This window comes from Butyrivibrio fibrisolvens, from assembly GCF_037113525.1.
Classification (GTDB): domain Bacteria; phylum Bacillota; class Clostridia; order Lachnospirales; family Lachnospiraceae; genus Butyrivibrio; species Butyrivibrio fibrisolvens.
Map to the genome: position 1 here is coordinate 939,073 of NZ_CP146963.1, position 18,326 is coordinate 957,398.

Below are 18,326 nucleotides of genomic sequence, written 5' to 3' on the forward strand. Positions count from 1 at the left end.
GGAAAAGTATATCTGCGCATGGTAATGATCCTGCAAGAACTAAATTTAGCTGCATATTCCATATATGGCATGAGATTAGGAGGAGATAGAATATGCCTGAAATTAAACTTACAAATATAACCAAAAGATACGGGAATTTCTACGCAGTAGATAATCTGAATCTTGATATAGAAGATAATGCCTTTATAACACTTCTTGGTCCATCCGGATGTGGTAAGACAACAACCCTTCGTATGATCGCAGGACTTGAAACACCAACATCAGGACAGATCAAAATAGGCGACAGAGTAGTATTCGATAGCGAAAAGGGAATCAATGTTCCGCCCAATAAGCGTAAAGTCGGATTCCTCTTCCAGAACTATGCTCTGTGGCCCAACATGACAGTATACCAGAATATTTCTTTTGGTCTTACAAACATTAAAGAAAAGATGCCACTTGTAGATATTAAGGCTCTTAAATTAAAGACCAAGATAGAAGCTTTAAAGCACCCTAAAGAACTTAAAGATATCTATGAAGAAAGCCGCAACAAGGACGGTAAGGTGGATATAGAAAAGGTATACCTTAAACTTATCGATACCTATTCAATGTCTATGTATAGCGCTAAGGAGTTTTACTCACTTGGTGTCATGGAGACAGTAGACACTAAGTCTGACGCAGACGATAAGCGCGCCGTACTTGAAAAAGAGTTTGAAGACATCGTAAAAGCACATGAAGCAAAAGGTGAAACACTTTCTGATAAGTGCGAGATATTAAAGGGCGGTCAGGCAGTTGAAACTGTAAGATCTCTTACAAAAGAGGAAATCGATCTTGCTGTAAGAAGGGTTTCAAGGATTGTTAAGATCGGAATGTTCATGAACAGATACCCTGCTGAACTTTCAGGTGGTCAGCAGCAAAGAGTTGCTATCGCAAGAACACTTGCTCCCGAGCCTCAGGTTCTTTTTATGGACGAGCCATTATCAAACCTTGATGCTAAGCTTCGTCTTGAGATGAGATATGAGCTTCAGCGTCTTCACCTTGAAACTGGAAGTACATTCGTATACGTAACACATGATCAGATGGAAGCTATGACTCTTGCCACCAGGATATGCCTTATCAATAACGGCGTACTTCAGCAGTATGCAGCACCACTTTCTGTATATAACAGACCTGAAAACTTATTTGTAGCAGACTTTGTTGGTAATCCGTCCATGAACTTTGTGGAAGCAAAGGGTGTTCAGGAAGCTGGTGGTGAGCTTTCATTAAACGTTCTTGGAAATCACAAGGCAGTATTTAAGCCATCAGAAGCACTTGATCTAGGTAAGTGGTTTGAAGACAGGGATGCTGCTAAGGCAAAGGCTGATGCAGAGCTTGAACTTAAGAAAAAAGACAAGAAGTATGTAGAAAAGAACAATAAGGATGAGAGCTTCCGTTATCACATAAGTCTTGTTGAAGAAAAGGACGATTCTCTTGACGAAGAGCCTGTGATCACAAATGAAGACTTCGTTATCGGAATAAGACCTGAATTTATCGAGCTTGATGAGGGTGAAGGTGGTATAGAAGGAGAGCTGTACGGTGTCATGCCGACAGGTATGGAATCTACTATCAAGATTGCAGTAGGGAACTTCCTTCTTACAGGCGTGGTATTTGGATCGAAGCTGTTCCAGATAGGAGCAAAGCACAATATCACAGTATCCGGCGACGGAATTCTTCTCTTCGACAGAAAATCCGGAAAGTGCATCGCATCCGGAAGCCTGGAACTTGAATAAGGGCTGTCGCAAAGTGGCCCGCTATCATGCCTTGGAGGCCGGGCGCTGTTCATAAAAGGTTTTAGAATCACAATAGGTCGGATATTCAAGGACTTTCAAAAAAGGTCAAAGAATTCTACGGCTCAGAAACTCGGGGGCTCTGCCCCCTCAAACATGCTGAGCCGTGAACAGAATTCTTTGGCCTTTTTCAAAAGCCTCTTGAATATTGCCGACCAATTGTAAGATTCTAAAACCTTTTATGAACAGCGCCCGGCCTCCAAGGCATGATAGCGTGGTGCTTTTGCGAGGAGCTGAAATAATGGTTTTTGACCTTTTTTACTAGGCATTTTATAATGACAGTGATACTAACTTTTCAAAGTAACTGGGTAGTCTGAGTTCGGAAAGCAATAAACATTTGCAGGTTGGTGAAGGGATTAACTATTCATGAGGCGTAGATTATTCGGGTCATTTCATAGGGCAGCAGCTTTGATGCTTTCGATAAGTCTTGCCATGTCCTTGCAGGGATGTGGATATCTTATTGATATGCGAGATGATGCTGAATATATTTATGAAGAAGATGTTGATGATTCGGATAATTCAGAGGATGAGGTATATTACTCGGCTCGTACAGATGAAGACAGGGATTCATGGCTTGAGGAGTGGGAGAGCTGGGAGAACTGGGATGACGATGAATTCAATGTATGGGATGAAGATGATTACTACGATGAAGACGAATTAGAGGCTGAAGATGAAGATGAGGAAGATGGTGATCCAGATACTGACGAAGAAGACGAAGAGTATTATGAAGCATACGAGTCAACTGGCGGAACTGGAGTATTTATAGGGGATAACGGAAGCGGTAATACTCTGACAGGGAACATTCCGGTAATATCTCTTTATGTTGATGATGCTAATTATTCATGGACTGACAGTCAGGAAGATAGCAGGACTTTTGCTCATACTGTCAGGTATCTTGATATAGCTTGCCAATTCCTTATGGACGAAGCTTCCAAGTGGGGGCAGGAGCTTAATCTTATTTATGATTTCTATGAAGATGAAGATCTTGGGTATTCTTTTTCTATAGAGTCGGATTCTGTAAAAGATTATTACAATGCTGACTGCGAGATCTGGTACTTTATTGAGAATAATATTGATGTTGGTGCACTGCAGGAAAGATATAATGCTGACAGTGTAGCTATCATGGTATATATCAACACTGACAAGTCGATAGACGAGGTATCCTGTACTACCTGTTATTATGCGGGTTATGCTCTGGACAGCGTATATGAATTTTCATATATGTTCATGCACAGTAATGGAGAGGAAGAGACTCCTGCAGCGTTTGCACACGAAATGATGCACCAGTTTAGTGCAATAGATCTTTATCTGGAAGACGAAGATATAGGTCTTTCAGAAGAAGAGATAGAGATAATCGAGTCGGATTATCCCAACGATATAATGTACACTACATATGAAGCCATAACATGGATTCCGGTTTATAGCGCGATAACGAATGAGATATCTGAGCTTGATGCTTATTATATTGGCTGGACTGATCATTCGGATCTTGTAGATGAATATGAGCTTATGTCTCGTTAACCGCGTTAGAATCAATGCCTTCTATGTATTTTGCCTTATTATATAAAACCATACCATAGAGGCTAACTTCTGAAATATTATCATCCTCGAGTACGCATCTTGCCATATTTCTAAGGCAGGTGCCGGGGATGATTTTTTTTGACCCGTTTTTGGAAAAAGAAATATAGGGCATTCTTGAAGCTGCGATTCCGGCTGCAATAAGCGGATTGGAAGATTCGGTATCAGTGATATTTTCAGGGTTCAAAACTAAAAGGGTAAGAGGAATATTTCCTTCACGCCCCTTATAGATCTTATCCGGGTGAATACAATCTTTATAATATCTGACAGGTCTGTTGTTATCTTCTTTTAAGGCATAGTGCTTGATCAGGCGAGCGAGTTTATCCTTATCGCCTGAAGAATCAGTCATGATGACTTCAAAGAGTTTGTAGTCCTGAGTCAGAACATTGTTTATATAAGAAAATGGATAATCATCCGAATCAACTATTACAGTGATCGGGAAAAAGAAATCATGATCAAGTCTTTTATGCAGTAGTTGTTTTTGGCGCTCTAAGCGTATGGGAAGATAGCTTTTTAGAGACGTTCTGAAAAATGAAATTGCAAAGATAAGTACTATTACTGACACAATGAGCATTGCTATTTGCATAGTCTTTATCCCTTCTTTCGATAGTTTGTCGCTTCGTTCCTAAAGTCTTGATATCTGTCATTATGTTCCAAAAGTCTTTTAGATATTATCAAGTGCAGCCTGAAGTTCATCCATGGCGTAGCTTAGTTCTTCCATTGCATATGCATCGCCGGTTTCTTTTAGTATCTTTAACTGGCCCTGACTAATCCTGAGTTTTGAAAGTGACTTGGAACTGTTGATACGCACATACCACCACTTTGAATGTATTGCTTTCAAAAGGCACTCTATGGCTTCCTTGTTGTCATCATGATCATCATAATCTCCGATAGCAGAAGCAGCTACAGAAGCAGGCTCCCAGACATCTGAATCAAAGGATTCTTCTACTATGCAGATAAGTTTTCTGCTTGTCTTGAGTCCGGGCTTTTTGGCAAAAAGTCTTATGGAAGCACATCTAAGATCGATATCTTCTTCAGTATCTGAGGCAATAGCCATAAATTTTTCATCATGATCATGAATTCCTTCATACCTCATGAAATTGATGATTGCGATCTTTACATGTTTATCAAAACTGTCAAAAACATTCATAAGGCATCTTGCAAGCAGAACTTTGTCGCCTGTAAATGTCAGAAGTCCGTCAGCAAGTAATCTTTCGTTGTGATAGAAGCTGTTCTTTTTGATCATATGAAAAGCATCGATCACAAGCGATTCGTTACCAAAGCTGTAAATTGCCAGAAGGGCATTCTGGCGCAGATATACTGAATCTTTGCTAAGATAGGTGAGCATTGTCTTTGCAAAGTAAGAGTTATGCTCCTTGTCCGTTATCTGGAAGGTTGATAAAGTGTAGGCAAAAAAGCTCTTGAGATCGTCTGATGCACCGCCAAATAGTGAACATAAAGCACGTTCGTTTTTGTATAAGATACAGAAAGCAGAAGAAAGATACTCCACAGATTCAAAGGATACATCTGCAAAAGCAGCAAGGCTTTCAGGATTTAGAAAAAGGCGAAGAAGTCCGGAAGGAACAGTTCCATCACTATTTTCATATTTTTTGAGGATAATGCGCCATCTTTGATGACGTCTTGCGCTTTTTCTGGCAAGTAAAGTCTTGTTACCGGATGTCCATTCGTTAAGAATAAGGCCTGCTGCAATTAGTCCTATACTTACGATGGTTATGATCATAGCAAGTAAAGTCATAAGACCTCCTTATATACAGATCATCAAAAAAAGTGGAAACTGATTTAAAAATAATGGTGTAAACAACATTAATTATCGGAATTTTGAACACATTTTATTATATCTATTGTATTATATATATTGTAGGATAATCATCCAGTGTTCTGCCTAGATAATAATAGTAGGAGGTATTATGAGAAGAAGATTTTTTATGCCTGTTCTTATGAGTCTGACGCTTGCTCTTTCTGCATGTGGTTCTTTCAATAGTTCTTTGGATGATGAAGACGAAGACATTGAAGACGAAGATGAAGACGATGATGAAGATGAAGAAGAAAATAACGCAGCTACAGAAGGCACTGACCTGGAAGATGATCAAACTCCCACAGGGTCAGGTAAAGGCACACAGAAGGCGGTTACAATTGCCAGCCATAAGGTAACTGCAGAATTTGAGGATAATGAAAATCTTACATCGACAGGATCTTACCCCGAGATCATAGTAAATGAAGATTTCATGATGGATTATCCAAAGTTTTGGGCTGCTATGACTACTTTTAGTGATAGCATTGGAGAATCTGCTGTTGAGGATATTAAGACCTTTGGATATGGAGCGCCCGGAGAAGATGAAGCTTCTTATCATTATGATATCGAAGCTGAGGTTTTAAGACTTGATGACAAGGTTTTTACAGCCAAGTTTGAAGAAGATTATGACTGGTCTTATACAGAAGATTATGATCCATACTATTATTATGTTAATTATGATATAAACACAGGTAAGAGAATCTGGTCTGATGCCTTTTTTGCCGAAAAAGAAGGACTGGCTCAGGTACTGTATGATACGGTTGTAGCTACATATCCAAGAGAAAAGGATCTTATAAATGAAACTAATGAAGAGGGCATCCCGATCGCTCTTGACTATATAACTTCCATGGTTGATTATGACTATCTTCCATGCTGTATAGTTGGAGATGAGTTAGTAATCCATTTTGGATCCTATTCCATTATGGATAATGATAATTTCTATGATATAACTATTCCTGTTGATGATCTTAAGGACTATCTGAATCCGGATTATATTGAAGATACAACAGGTAATGTAGAGGACAAGGTTGAATATACAGAAGTTATAGATGATACCTATGAAGGTAAGCTGTATATATATGAGGATGAAACACCTGAAAATGAAGAGCAGGAAGAGATCCATGTATCTACACCTGAAGAACTTGTAAATGCTATTGCTCCTAACACTCATATCATTCTTGAAAGTGGCAAATATGATATCTCTGATTACGTACTTGAGGATAATCCTGATGTAGATAACGAGTATTGGGGATATACATCATGGTGGGGCGAGTATGGAGTATGTAATGTTTACAATATGACCATCGAGGGCGAAGATCCTGATGACAGACCTGAGATAGTTATTAAGAGCGCATTCTATGATGTATTTGTACTAGATCAGTGCAGTAATATAACGCTTAATAACCTTATCATTGGACATGATGCCAAGAAAGGTGATTGCTCGGCGAATGTTCTTGCAGTAATGAATTCAAACGGAATAACAGGTAATAATCTTGATCTGTATGGATGCGGAGCATATGGACTGATGTGTATGGCCAGCAATGGTGTATATCTCTATGATTCCTGCATACATGATTGTACTTACGGAATAGTAGAACTGTTTGATGATTCATCAGATATATGCTTCTACGATTGTGATTTTATAGATAACAGAGAATATACTCTTATTGAAAACGGTTATAATATCGGATATATCTATTTTACCAATTGTAAATTTGAAGGTAATGAAGGCGATCTGTTCAGCCTTTATGCAGAACCTGATTATATTACCTTCACAGACTGCGAATTTGGTGATGAAGAAAGAGAGTTCCTTGATGAACACTTCGACATGGTCATATATTATGAAGATGGCGGAGCGGGCTGATAAAAGAAAAGCTTGTATGCATAAGTATGTATCAGGATTTATAGATTCCTGATATAGGGAATTCTATTATATGTATTAAAAAAGTGCTAGCTTGTGAAAAAACCTCCTAAGTAGATAAGAAAAAATCTTTAATCTGCTTGGGAGGTTTTGTGTTATACTTAATCGACGTGAATAATTATAAACAATAATTTTATAAAAAATCAGGGGAGGACCAAAATGATTGATTTTACTAATTCACTATGGGCGCTTCTTCCGCCGATAATTGCTATCTTACTTGCTCTTATAACCAAAGAAGTTTATTCATCACTTATGATCGGAATCATCACAGGAGGACTATTATTCGCCGGTTTTAATCCTGTAGGTGCCATGAATCATATTTTTGTAGATGGCATGATAAAACAGCTTTCTGATCCCTGGAATGTTGGTATTCTTATTTTCCTTGTGGTACTTGGAAGCATTGTCATGTTAATGAACAGGGCCGGCGGTTCAGCTGCCTTTGGAAGATGGGCAAGTACTCATGTAAAAACAAGACTTGGTGCTCAACTTGCGACAATAGCACTTGGAACGCTTATTTTTATCGATGACTATTTTAACTGTCTTACAGTTGGTTCTGTAATGCGTCCTGTAACTGATAAGCACAAGGTATCAAGAGAAAAACTTGCATATCTTATCGATGCAACAGCAGCTCCTATCTGTATCATTGCTCCTATATCCTCATGGGCAGCAGCTGTAACAGGATTCGTAGAAGGTGCTAATGGTCTTGAACTTTTTATTCGTGCGATTCCATATAACTTTTATGCATTCCTTACATTTGTAATGATGATCACTATCTCCGTAGGCAATTTTGACTATGGAAAAATGGCTCAGGCAGAGATTCAGTGCGGTATAAGCGATCATCCTGACGGAAGCCGTAAACATTCAAGTCTTACAGGTGCCGAGGATCAGCCTAATCCTCCTGTTTCACAAAAGGGTAGAGTTATCCACCTTGTTCTTCCGATATTTGCACTTATTATCTGCTGCATCGTTGGAATGATCTATACAGGCGGTTTTTTTGACGGAGAAGGATTTGTAACAGCGTTTTCAAATTCTGATGCTTCTACAGGACTTGTTTTTGGATCTATGGTTGCTCTTTTTATTACTATTGTTTTCTATCTTGCGACCAGAGTTCTTGATTTTAATGAATGTATGAATGCAATTCCTGAAGGCTTTAAGAGTATGGTACCTGCTATCCTTATCCTTACTCTTGCATGGACTCTTAAGGCTATGACAGATTCACTTGGTGCAGCTGAATATGTTGGCGGTCTTGTTGAACAGGTTGCTGAGAATGGAATGGTAATGGGAGTATTACCTGCATTTGTTTTTGTAATAGGAGCTTTCCTTGCGTTTGCTACAGGAACTTCATGGGGAACATTTGGTATGCTGATCCCGATCGTTGTAAGTGCATTCCATAGTGATATCAACAATGAGCTTATGATCATTTCAATTTCTGCATGTATGGCAGGAGCTGTTTGCGGTGACCATTGTTCTCCGATATCTGATACAACTATCATGGCATCTGCAGGCGGACAGTGCGAGCATATCAAGCATGTATCAACTCAGCTTCCTTATGCTATCACAGTTGCAGTGGTATCAGTATTTTGCTATATCCTTGCCGGATTTGTACGTAACTGGCTTATCACACTTCCTGTTAGTATAGCGGCTATGGTATTTGTGCTTCTTGCGATCAAGAGTGTTACTAAAAATAAATAATTAAGTGGTAAATATATAGGAGGCTGAAGAATAATTCTTCAGCCTCCTTTTTTGAGGGACGTATGTACTATTGTACAGTCACTTCGATTGAAGTACCGATGCTGCCTGTACCGATGATACCGAACTCAACTGACTGTCCAGGTGCAAGGTTTGTATTCCATTCAAGAGGAGTGATCACATAGTAGTCACCTTCTTCTTTGATGTTTACACACCAGCTGGAATCGATATTAACCTGGTCTTTTCTTACCTTTACTGTCCAACCGCTTACTGCAGCGCCTGTGTTGTTTGTTACCTTGAAGTTTACAAGGTAGCCTGTTCCCCAGCTATTGATTGTATAAGATACATCCTTGCCTTCTACTATTGGCTGATCAGGCTGGCCTGGATCTGGCTGATCGGGCTGACCTGGATCTGGCTGGTCTGGCTGACATGGATCCGGCTGATCGGGCTGTCCTGGGTCTGGCTGATCAGGCTGGCCCGGATCTGGCTGATCAGGTGTGTGGTTAGGATTAGCCATTACCTTGAAGGAATCAAGGTCAACAGGGTTACCAACAGCTACAAGGTAGATGTCGTGTGTACCTGAGAGATCACTGCTGATCTTAGCAGCTACATCCTTGAAAGATCTGCTAGTTACAGTGATAGTTGCGATAGGAGCACTATCAAGGCTGTCAATGTATACAGCGATTGAAGTCTTAGGCTTGGAAGCCTGAGCATTTGCAAATACTCCGCTGATACCGTTTGTAAAGTCAACGCCCTTAACTACAACATAACCACCGGCATTGATTGTCTGATATGTAACGCCGTCTGCTGTATTAACAGTAGCACTATTTGCTTCAACATTTTCAGCTTCAACACCTGCATAGATATCTACAGGAGTAGTAGGCTGGTCAGGCTGACCTGGATCCGGCTGATCGGGCTGACCTGGATCAGGCTGGTCAGGCTGTCCTGGATCTGGCTGATCAGGTGTGTGGTTAGGATTAGCCATTACCTTGAAGGAATTAAGGTCAACAGGGTTACCAACAGCTACAAGGTAGATGTCGTGTGTACCTGAAAGGTCATTATTGATCTTAGTAGCAACATCTTTGAAACTTCTGCTTGTAACAGTAATGGTTGCAATTGGAGCACCATCAAGGCTGTCAACGTAGATGGCAATAGAAGTCTTAGGTTTAGAAGCCTGAGCATTTGCAAATACTCCGCTGATACCGTTTGTAAAGTCAACGCCCTTAACTACAACATAACCACCAGCGTTGATTGTCTGATATGTAACACCGTCTGCTGTATTAACAGTAGCGTTGCTGGACTCAACATTTTCAGCTTCAACACCTGCATAGATATCTACAGGAGTAGTAGGCTGGTCAGGCTGACCTGGATCCGGCTGACCTGGATCTGGCTGATCAGGCTGTCCTGGATCTGTTATTGAAGGTGTTGCGATCCAATTATCGATAGATACATTTCCTACAGCACCAACGAATGTTATTGTCTCGTTATCACCAACAAGATCTTTTAAAGTTGCTGTGAATGTCTGATATTCTCCATTTGTATTCTTTAATTTGATATTACCAAGTGATTCACCAGTTGAATCACCCTTTCTAACATCGATTACACCCATACCATCACATTTTGCTGTGATAGTAATAGAAGCAAGACCTGATGAGAAGTCACAGGTCTTAACTGTGAAATAATCGTCTTTTTCAATGCTTGAAACAACTTTTCTTCCGTCAGCTTCGGTAATTACCTCAACTCCGCTGGAGCCAAAATTTGTTTCAGCTTCTACTCCGTTGTACGGATGTATATGTGGTGCTGCGTTTGCAGTATATGCTGGCGTTGCACAAACTCCTGCAGCCAGCATAATGCTTAATATTGCTGCTCTTCTTTTCATTATAATTTTCCCCTCTAAAGTAATTTAATGTTGTAAATAATTTCGAAATTATTTCACTCGAGCAATCAAAGATTAACATATCTGTAATATTTAGACAAGTTAAATGTTGCTATATTGTAATAAAAATATACAATAAGTATACTTCGAAAATTTATTGAAAACGCTTACTTTGCTTTTGCTGAGAGAAAGAAACTGGTTCTTAAAACGACGTTTACGAAAACTTTTTTGTAATAAATACGTAAAATATAGTGAGGAAATTATCTGTTATATGACAGGGTTATGTTAAAAAAGGCAAGTTTTGATAACTTATAGATGTGTGGTAAACTATAATGAGACTAAAAGAAAACGTTTTTTACAGGAAGGTGCGAAAGTGGTATCCATAAAAGATGTTGCCAAAGAGGCAGGCGTTGCCATATCTACAGTATCAAAGGTACTGAATAATTATCCTAATGTCAGTGAAGACACCAAGCTAAGAGTCATGGAAGTAGTAAAGAGGCTTGGCTTTGTTCCTAATACTGTTGCTGCTACATTATCGTCTAAAAATTCCGGAAGAGTTGCTCTTCTTATTAAGCTTAATGTAGAAACCCAGGCTATCGATGAGATCGATATGCAGTACATATCAGGAGCGATAAGTAAAGCCAGAGAACTTCAGCTTGATGTCATCACCATTTTCTTTAGCATGGTTGAAAATATGACTTTGGATGAGATGACCAGATATTTTGTGTCTCAAAGTATCAAGGGCATAATAATATATGGAATGTCTAAAGAAGATAAGGTCTTAAGACAGCTTATAGAAAATGACACATTTAAAACTGTAGTAATAGACGTGCCTTATATTGGTGCAACGACTTCCTGTGTCAGCGTCAACCAGGCCAAAGCCCAGTATGATGTAGCCAAGAAGACCATTAAGGAAAATAATTGCAGGAAAGTTTTATATATTGCAGGTACAAGAGACGGCTATGTAACAGATGCCCGTCTTGAAGGCATCAAGCAGCTTAAGGAAGAGCTGGGACTTCAGGTACTTATAAGGAACGGTAATTTCTCAGAACTTCAGGCAAGAAATATTACACTTAAATATGGTAAAAATAAAGACTGCGTTGTCTGTGCGTCAGATCTTATGGCAATAGGAGCTATGAAAGCTCTAATAGATATGGATATTTTCAGACCAGTATGCGGCTTTGACGGTATTGTGCTTATGGGATATGTCGGAAAACAGATGAATACAGTTAGACAGAACTTTGCAGCAATATCTTCAAGGGCGGTAGAAGAAATGCAAAAGCTTCTTGATGGAGAAGAAGGTATAAGAGTTACGATGCCTCATGAACTGGTAAGGCTTAAATATGAAGAAATTATCAGATGATAAAAAGTTGATCAGTTAGTTAGATCAATGATAAGTACTTGAGTTTTCGGACATAGACCGCAGGAAGCATATGAACTGATAACAAAGAAAAATAAATAAGATAAAAATGACTTGCGGAAAACGTTTTCTTGTGCTAAGGTAATATCGTGGAAACAGAAAACGTTTTCTCTTTATATGAAAAACTATTATATCGGCTGTTGCCGGTGATTTAAGTTCCTATATGGGAAAGGAGTTATTTATGTCAACAAACATGCAGCGTGATATTCTTGTTCTCAATCTTGAAGAGCAGATGGAGAGAAGTGCAGAAAGACAGTTTGATAAGACATTTGCAGACTGTACAGACAAAGAGGCATACTACGTGCTTTTAGATGTTACTAATGAGCTTATGCGCGTAGCTGAGCCTATAGTAGGTGAGAAGAAGATTTACTACATCTCTATGGAGTTCCTTATTGGTAAGCTTCTTTCTAATAACCTTATCAACCTTCGCGTTTATGACAAGGTTAATCAGATCCTTCGTAAGAATGGCAAGAAACTTGCAGATATAGAAGAGTATGAACCAGAACCATCACTTGGTAACGGCGGACTTGGTCGTCTTGCTGCATGCTTCCTTGATTCTATAGCTACACTTAAGCTTCCTGGTGAAGGTATCGGTCTTAACTATCACTATGGTCTTTTCAAACAGGTATTTGATAAGAATCTTCAGAATGCTGAGAAGGACGCTTGGCAGGAGAATAAGTCATGGCTTGAGAAGACAGACACAACTTTTGATGTTAACTTTGGTGACAAGAAGGTTGTATCAAGACTTTATAATCTCTATGTAACTGGCTATGATTCAGGTATCAACAAGCTTCGTCTGTTCGATATCGAGACAGTTGATGAGAAGCTTGTTAAGAAAGGTATCAATTTTGATAAGACCAAGATTGAAAAGAACCTTACTCTTTTCCTGTATCCTGATGATTCAGATGAAGCTGGTAACCTCCTTAGAATTTACCAGGAATATTTCCTTGTAAGTAACGCAGCTCAGCTCATTCTTCATGAGATGAAGGAGCGTCAGTATGATCTTCATAAGCTTTACGATCATGCTGTTATCCAGATCAACGATACACATCCTACAATGATCATCCCTGAGCTTATCAGAATCCTTGTAGAAGAGAAGGCATTCTCTATGGATGATGCTATTGATGTAGTATCCAAGACATGTGCATATACTAACCACACTATTCTTGCAGAAGCTCTTGAGACATGGCCACTTTCTTATCTTGAGAAGGTTGTTCCTCAGCTTGTTCCTTACATCAAGGAGCTTGATAAGAGAATCAGAGCTAAGGTTAAGAACAGCAAGGTTCAGATCATTGATAAGGAAAAGAAAGTTCACATGGCTTTCATCGACATTCATTACGGTTTCTCAGTAAATGGTGTTGCTGCTATCCATACAGACATTCTTAAGAATACAGAGCTTAATGACTTCTACAAGCTTTATCCTGAGAAGTTCAACAATAAGACTAACGGAATCACATTCAGAAGATGGCTCCTTTCATGTAACCACCCTCTCGCTGATCTTATCGCAGATACTATCGGCGATGGATACAAGAAGGATGCTACACGTCTCGAAGAGCTCCTTGAGCATGAGAACGATGAGGGATTCCTTGATCGCTTAGACAGCATCAAGCAGGAGAAGAAAAAAGAACTTGCTGCTTACCTTGAGAAGCATGAAGGTGTTAAGGTTGATCCTACATCTATCTATGATATCCAGGTTAAGCGTCTCCACGAGTACAAGCGTCAGCAGATGAATGCTCTGTATATCATTCATAAGTACCTTGAGATCAAGAGTGGTAAGAAGCCTGTTCGTCCTCTTACATTCATCTTTGGAGCTAAGGCAGCACCTGCTTATGTAATCGCTAAAGATATCATCCACCTTCTTCTGTGCCTGCAGGAGATCGTTAACAATGATCCTGACGTAAGCCCATACATGAAGGTTATATTCGTTGAGAACTACAACGTAACATACGCTGAGCACCTTATCCCTGCAGCAGATGTATCAGAGCAGATCTCTCTTGCAAGTAAGGAAGCTTCAGGAACATCTAACATGAAGTTCATGCTCAACGGTGCTGTAACTCTTGGTACAGATGACGGTGCTAACGTTGAGATCCATGATCTTGTTGGTGATGACAACATCTATATTTTTGGTATAGATTCAGATACAGTAATAGGGCACTACAAGAAGGCTGATTATGTATCTAAGAAGTACTACGAGAAGAGCCCGGTTATCAAAGAGGCTGTAGATTTCATTGTAAGCAAGCAGTGCCTTAAGGTTGGTAAGAAAGAGAACCTTACAAGACTTTATAACGAGCTCCTTAATAAAGACTGGTTCATGACCCTTATCGATCTTGAATCCTATATCGAAGCAAAGGACAGAATCTTTGCAGACTATGAAGATCGTAATAAGTGGAAGCACATGATGCTTGTAAATATCGCTAAGGCTGGATTCTTCTCATCAGATCGTACTATCATGGAGTACAACAGAGACATCTGGAAGCTTCAGAAAGCTGATTGATCAAAGAATAAAAATGCTGCTACACAATTTGTGTAGCAGCATTTTTTCTTGCAACTTCATATATTAGAAAATTGTTCATAGGGCTGGTAGTTTATATGGGTGAACTTTTATTTCATCTGCTGGATTTTATCATTCATCTTCTTGGCTTCTGATCTGTAGTGGTACATGAAACCCAGCCATATGATGAATGCGACTGCAAGTTGCATAGCTGCGATCACAAGTCCTTGTGCGATAGAGGCAGAACCTCCGATCCAGCCTACTGAGAAGGCTACGACAGTATATATCACACAGCCTATTCCCATGTGGATAATGAATTTGATAGGCATTGGGAGTGAATCGTTCTTGTAGACGATAGTTGGAACACCAAATCCAAGACCTACTATCATGGCGCCTATGATCATCTTTGTCATACGATAGCCTTCAAGGTTGAAATTTCCGCCGTATGCGATATCAAATATAATGCATACGAGACTAAAGATTGTAAGTGCCATTCCGATACTGATAACTATACTTTTTAAAACATCTTTTAATGTGTTATTCATTGCTTCTCCTCCTGTTATAATCCGAGATATTTTTTAAATGCAGGTAGATATGTTCTTGATACGTAGTCGCTACTTCCGTTTTTGAGTTTTAATAGAAGAGTTCCGCTAAATCCTGGTTCGATGCTGTCCATATAAGACAGGTTTATAAGAGTGGATTTGGATATTTGCATGAATTGCGTCCCGAGCTGTGCACCAAGCTCATAGAGCCTTTTTCTTGAACGGTATTTATTTTTGGCTCCGTAGATCATGGTGTCACCGCTTTCGACTCTTATCATATATATTTCATTAGGTTGCAGGACTATCATGTCCTCTTCGTTCTGCAGAGCTGTTATGGGAGCTTCATTAACCTGGAAGTTATCGATTATTCTTTGTATCTCCTCAGTAATCTTGTCTGTATGGATCACAGCGTAAGGCTCCTTATATTCACTTGAGATGTCAACGGTTACTTTCATTTGCGCCGTTCTCCTTTCGTTTTCAATGGATGCATCCTCTTGATGATATGATGATATAACATGCTACAGAGTTTGTCTCGTTACTAGAGGTAAGTGGCAAAAATCGGCACATGAAATGCAAAAAAGATATTATTTCCTGAATAAAACTTTAGCGGAAATGGCAGAATTACAGGATTCTGAATTCATAGATCTATTATTATTTGAAATAAAATTATTGAAAAACTCTACATATACGCAAAAACGTGATATACTGTCTTTAAAATCATTGTTTTAAAAATTGAATTAAGTTCAGAGTACTAAGGACACATCTGCGACAGCAGCTGATGCCCGGGGACCTGACGAAGAAAGGGAGGACGTATTATGAAATATTCTGAAGTGGTAAAGACAGCTAAGAAAAAAGTCTCAGTACTTGATGCATCAAAGATTCATGATCACCTTGCCATAGAATTTGATGTTGAAGGCGATGGTGAAGGCGCATTCTATGTAGAACTTTCAGATGGTAAAGTTCAGGTTGAGCCTTATGAATACTATGATAACGATTTCCGTGTACGCGGAAATGCAGATTCCATCTTAAAGCTTCTTGATGGTGGAAGTTCTCTTAAGAGTGTTCTTAATGATATAAGAATTGAAGGTGATGTATCAAAGGCAGCTTCACTTGAGAACATTCTTTCTAACCACAAGCTTGCTACAACCAAGAAGGATACAGCAAAGCTTACTACAACCAAGAAAGAGACCAAGAAGCTGACAACAGCTAAGAAGGAATCCAAAAAACTGACAACAGCCAAGAAAGAAACAAAGAAGATCACAAGCAAGAAAGACTCTACTAAAAAAATAGAGAAGAAAGACTGAAAAACTAAATAACCATAATAATAAATCCGTGTATCTGATTAAATTGTTAGATACACGGATTTTTATATTTTAACACGCCGTGAGCAAGAAATCCCCCACCTCTATAGGTGGTGGGATGAATCGCGATAAACACGGCGTTTCTTGACTTTAGTATCTGATAATATTATAATCTAATCACAATTCAGTCTTATACATAATAAAGGTTGTAAATAGTATGAAATTAGATAATAATAATCATTCAGTATTCATGTTGCATTATCACCTTATCATGTGTGTAAAGTACCGCAACAAGGTGATAAATGACAAAATCTCAAGCCGTCTCAAAGAGATATTTGAGAAGATTGCTCCTACATATAACATTACGTTAGAAGAATGGAATCACGACATTGACCATGTTCACATCCTGTTCCGAGGACACCCCAACACCGAGATAAGTAAATTTATCAATGCGTATAAATCTGCAAGCAGCAGACTTATCAAGAAAGAGTTTCCTCAGATACGTAAATCTCTTTGGAAAGAGATGTTCTGGTCACAGAGTTTTTGTCTGCTGACCACTGGCGGTGCTACCGTAGACATTATCAAGCAGTATATACAATCTCAAGGTAAGAAAGATGACAAACAGAGCCATTAAGTATAGAGCATATCCTACAACTGAACAAAGTGTTATGTTTGCCAAGACCTTCGGTTGTTGCCGCAAGGTCTATAACCTCATGCTTTCCGATAAAATTGAGAGCTACAAGTCTACAGGTAAGTTTGTTACTGTAACACCCGCCAAATACAAAAAGGATTATCCATATCTCAGAGAAGTGGATAGCCTTGCTCTTGCTAATAAACAGATGGACTTACAGGAAGCATTCCGTAACTGTTTTAGCAAATCCCGTAAGAAGAATAATGGATTTCCTAAATTCAAATCAGCTAAGCATACACGTAAATCATACACTACAAACAATCAGCACGGCACCGTTGACATTACTGATAATAGCATTAGACTCCCTAAAATAGGTCATGTAAAAGCTATTATCCATCGTAAACCTGATGATAACTGGATTATCAAATCAGCTACTGTATCACAGGAATCTGATGGGAAGTTCTATATTTCTGTATTGTTTGAGATTGCAGATACTATAAATACCTATGTAGCAGACACAACCAATGCTATCGGTTTGGACTATGCTTCTGATGGTCTGTACGTAGATAATAATGGTAACGTTGGGACTAACCATAAATACTACCGTGAGAGCCACGATAAGCTTGCAAAAGCTCAACGCAAACTATCACGTATGCAAGGCTCTAGGAAACATGAAATTAAGTCCAATAATTATATAAAGCAGCTCCGTAAATTAAATAAAATCCATAGACACATATCAAATCAGAGACTTGATAACCTGCATCAAATATCTACAAAGATAGCCAATTTGTACGATATTGTATGTGTAGAATCTCTGAACATGAAATCTATGTCAAATAAAGGTTTTGGTAACGGCAAAGCTACTCTTGATAACGGATATGGTATGTTTCTGTCGATGCTTGAATATAAATTATCAGAAAGAAACAAATATCTTGTAAAAGTAGATAAGTGGTTCCCATCATCACAGATATGCCATTGTTGTGGGAAGATACATCCTGAGATGAAAAATCTCACAATCCGTACAATGAAATGTGATTGTGGTCTTACAATAAGCCGCGACCAGAACGCCGCTATCAACATCTTACGTGAAGGATTGCGAATACTAAACGAATCTTTTGTAGTAGCATAAAACTAAATATATAGTAGGGATGGAATAGCCCTAACTTATACGCCTGTGGACATTGTGTAAGACGTTGAGTTGCGTATATTCGTAGCCAATGCAGTAGTGGTTGAAACAGGAAGCTCCGACTTCTATAAGTCGG

At 39.0% G+C, this 18,326-nt stretch carries 14 protein-coding genes; 9 read left to right on the forward strand and 5 right to left on the reverse strand.

The window, feature by feature from the left end; translation table 11 throughout:
• Nucleotides 1-92 precede the first annotated feature (92 nt).
• Both WAA20_RS03740 and WAA20_RS03745 read left to right on the forward strand, forming a co-directional pair.
• Nucleotides 93-1,745, forward strand: coding sequence for an ABC transporter ATP-binding protein (locus WAA20_RS03740; protein WP_073389653.1), 1,653 nt, complete (start codon nucleotides 93-95; stop codon nucleotides 1,743-1,745).
• Nucleotides 1,746-2,168: 423 nt separating this feature from the next.
• Complete coding sequence (locus WAA20_RS03745) at nucleotides 2,169-3,323, forward strand: hypothetical protein (protein WP_073389652.1); 1,155 nt, start codon at nucleotides 2,169-2,171, stop codon at nucleotides 3,321-3,323.
• Here WAA20_RS03745 and WAA20_RS03750 read toward each other — a convergent pair.
• The gene (locus tag WAA20_RS03750; RefSeq protein WP_073389651.1) at nucleotides 3,310-3,966 is read right to left on the reverse strand and encodes a hypothetical protein; all 657 of its coding nucleotides are present in this window, start codon (nucleotides 3,964-3,966) and stop codon (nucleotides 3,310-3,312) included. The two genes, WAA20_RS03745 and WAA20_RS03750, sit on opposite strands and share 14 nt — an antisense overlap.
• A 78-nt stretch (nucleotides 3,967-4,044) precedes the next feature.
• Complete coding sequence (locus WAA20_RS03755) at nucleotides 4,045-5,136, reverse strand: hypothetical protein (RefSeq protein WP_073389650.1); 1,092 nt, start codon at nucleotides 5,134-5,136, stop codon at nucleotides 4,045-4,047.
• Nucleotides 5,137-5,308: 172 nt separating this feature from the next.
• Between WAA20_RS03755 and WAA20_RS03760 the strand changes: the two genes are divergently transcribed.
• Together WAA20_RS03760 and WAA20_RS03765 are read left to right on the forward strand one after the other, a co-directional pair.
• A complete protein-coding gene (locus WAA20_RS03760; RefSeq protein ID WP_073389649.1) occupies nucleotides 5,309-7,057 on the forward strand; it encodes a right-handed parallel beta-helix repeat-containing protein in 1,749 nt (582 codons plus the stop codon).
• Between the two features lie 216 nt (nucleotides 7,058-7,273).
• On the forward strand, nucleotides 7,274-8,806 hold the full coding sequence (locus tag WAA20_RS03765) for a Na+/H+ antiporter NhaC family protein (protein WP_073389647.1): 1,533 nt from the start codon (nucleotides 7,274-7,276) through the stop codon (nucleotides 8,804-8,806).
• 67 nt (nucleotides 8,807-8,873) lie between these two features.
• Here WAA20_RS03765 and WAA20_RS03770 read toward each other — a convergent pair whose 3' ends face one another.
• Nucleotides 8,874-10,682 (reverse strand): carbohydrate-binding protein, encoded by a 1,809-nt coding sequence (locus WAA20_RS03770; protein ID WP_073389645.1) that lies wholly within the window; start codon nucleotides 10,680-10,682, stop codon nucleotides 8,874-8,876.
• Nucleotides 10,683-10,998: 316 nt separating this feature from the next.
• Between WAA20_RS03770 and WAA20_RS03775 the strand changes: the two genes are divergently transcribed.
• Together WAA20_RS03775 and WAA20_RS03780 are read left to right on the forward strand one after the other, a co-directional pair.
• Nucleotides 10,999-12,042 (forward strand): LacI family DNA-binding transcriptional regulator, encoded by a 1,044-nt coding sequence (locus tag WAA20_RS03775; protein ID WP_338802232.1) that lies wholly within the window; start codon nucleotides 10,999-11,001, stop codon nucleotides 12,040-12,042.
• A gap of 238 nt (nucleotides 12,043-12,280) precedes the next feature.
• Nucleotides 12,281-14,593 (forward strand): glycogen/starch/alpha-glucan phosphorylase, encoded by a 2,313-nt coding sequence (locus tag WAA20_RS03780; RefSeq protein ID WP_330393671.1) that lies wholly within the window; start codon nucleotides 12,281-12,283, stop codon nucleotides 14,591-14,593.
• A gap of 107 nt (nucleotides 14,594-14,700) precedes the next feature.
• Here the strand turns inward: WAA20_RS03780 and WAA20_RS03785 are convergent, their stop codons facing one another.
• Nucleotides 14,701-15,135 carry a DUF3021 domain-containing protein gene (locus tag WAA20_RS03785; RefSeq protein WP_073389641.1) on the reverse strand — a complete coding sequence of 145 codons (435 nt, stop codon included), beginning with the start codon at nucleotides 15,133-15,135 and terminating at the stop codon, nucleotides 14,701-14,703.
• Nucleotides 15,136-15,149: 14 nt separating this feature from the next.
• Nucleotides 15,150-15,587, reverse strand: a complete 438-nt coding sequence (locus WAA20_RS03790; RefSeq protein ID WP_073389639.1) for a LytTR family DNA-binding domain-containing protein — start codon at nucleotides 15,585-15,587, stop codon at nucleotides 15,150-15,152.
• Nucleotides 15,588-15,947: 360 nt separating this feature from the next.
• Here WAA20_RS03790 and WAA20_RS03795 point away from each other — a divergent pair, with 360 nt between their 5' ends.
• The 3 genes from WAA20_RS03795 to WAA20_RS03805 all read left to right on the forward strand — a co-directional run bounded on the left by WAA20_RS03795 (nucleotide 15,948) and on the right by WAA20_RS03805 (nucleotide 18,193).
• Entirely contained in the window at nucleotides 15,948-16,436 is a 489-nt protein-coding gene (locus WAA20_RS03795) for an SCP2 sterol-binding domain-containing protein (RefSeq protein ID WP_073389637.1), read from the forward strand.
• A gap of 214 nt (nucleotides 16,437-16,650) precedes the next feature.
• Nucleotides 16,651-17,067 carry an IS200/IS605 family transposase gene (gene tnpA / locus WAA20_RS03800; protein ID WP_073389635.1) on the forward strand — a complete coding sequence of 139 codons (417 nt, stop codon included), beginning with the start codon at nucleotides 16,651-16,653 and terminating at the stop codon, nucleotides 17,065-17,067.
• Nucleotides 17,048-18,193 carry an RNA-guided endonuclease TnpB family protein gene (locus tag WAA20_RS03805; protein ID WP_073386657.1) on the forward strand — a complete coding sequence of 382 codons (1,146 nt, stop codon included), beginning with the start codon at nucleotides 17,048-17,050 and terminating at the stop codon, nucleotides 18,191-18,193. Before tnpA ends, WAA20_RS03805 begins: the two co-directional genes overlap by 20 nt.
• Nucleotides 18,194-18,326: the final 133 nt, after the last annotated feature.

Bases quoted from the DNA above. Each gene is read 5' to 3' on its own strand.
- WAA20_RS03745 (WP_073389652.1), top strand. From the start codon at position 2,169: ATGAGGCGTAGATTATTCGGGTCATTTCATAGGGCAGCAGCTTTGATG.
- WAA20_RS03785 (WP_073389641.1), bottom strand. From the start codon at position 15,135: ATGAATAACACATTAAAAGATGTTTTAAAAAGTATAGTTATCAGTATC.
- WAA20_RS03755 (WP_073389650.1), bottom strand. From the start codon at position 5,136: ATGACTTTACTTGCTATGATCATAACCATCGTAAGTATAGGACTAATT.
- WAA20_RS03805 (WP_073386657.1), top strand. From the start codon at position 17,048: ATGACAAACAGAGCCATTAAGTATAGAGCATATCCTACAACTGAACAA.
- WAA20_RS03750 (WP_073389651.1), bottom strand. From the start codon at position 3,966: ATGCAAATAGCAATGCTCATTGTGTCAGTAATAGTACTTATCTTTGCA.
- WAA20_RS03760 (WP_073389649.1), top strand. From the start codon at position 5,309: ATGAGAAGAAGATTTTTTATGCCTGTTCTTATGAGTCTGACGCTTGCT.
- WAA20_RS03765 (WP_073389647.1), top strand. From the start codon at position 7,274: ATGATTGATTTTACTAATTCACTATGGGCGCTTCTTCCGCCGATAATT.
- WAA20_RS03780 (WP_330393671.1), top strand. From the start codon at position 12,281: ATGTCAACAAACATGCAGCGTGATATTCTTGTTCTCAATCTTGAAGAG.
- tnpA (WP_073389635.1), top strand. From the start codon at position 16,651: ATGAAATTAGATAATAATAATCATTCAGTATTCATGTTGCATTATCAC.
- WAA20_RS03770 (WP_073389645.1), bottom strand. From the start codon at position 10,682: ATGAAAAGAAGAGCAGCAATATTAAGCATTATGCTGGCTGCAGGAGTT.
- WAA20_RS03790 (WP_073389639.1), bottom strand. From the start codon at position 15,587: ATGAAAGTAACCGTTGACATCTCAAGTGAATATAAGGAGCCTTACGCT.
- WAA20_RS03795 (WP_073389637.1), top strand. From the start codon at position 15,948: ATGAAATATTCTGAAGTGGTAAAGACAGCTAAGAAAAAAGTCTCAGTA.
- WAA20_RS03740 (WP_073389653.1), top strand. From the start codon at position 93: ATGCCTGAAATTAAACTTACAAATATAACCAAAAGATACGGGAATTTC.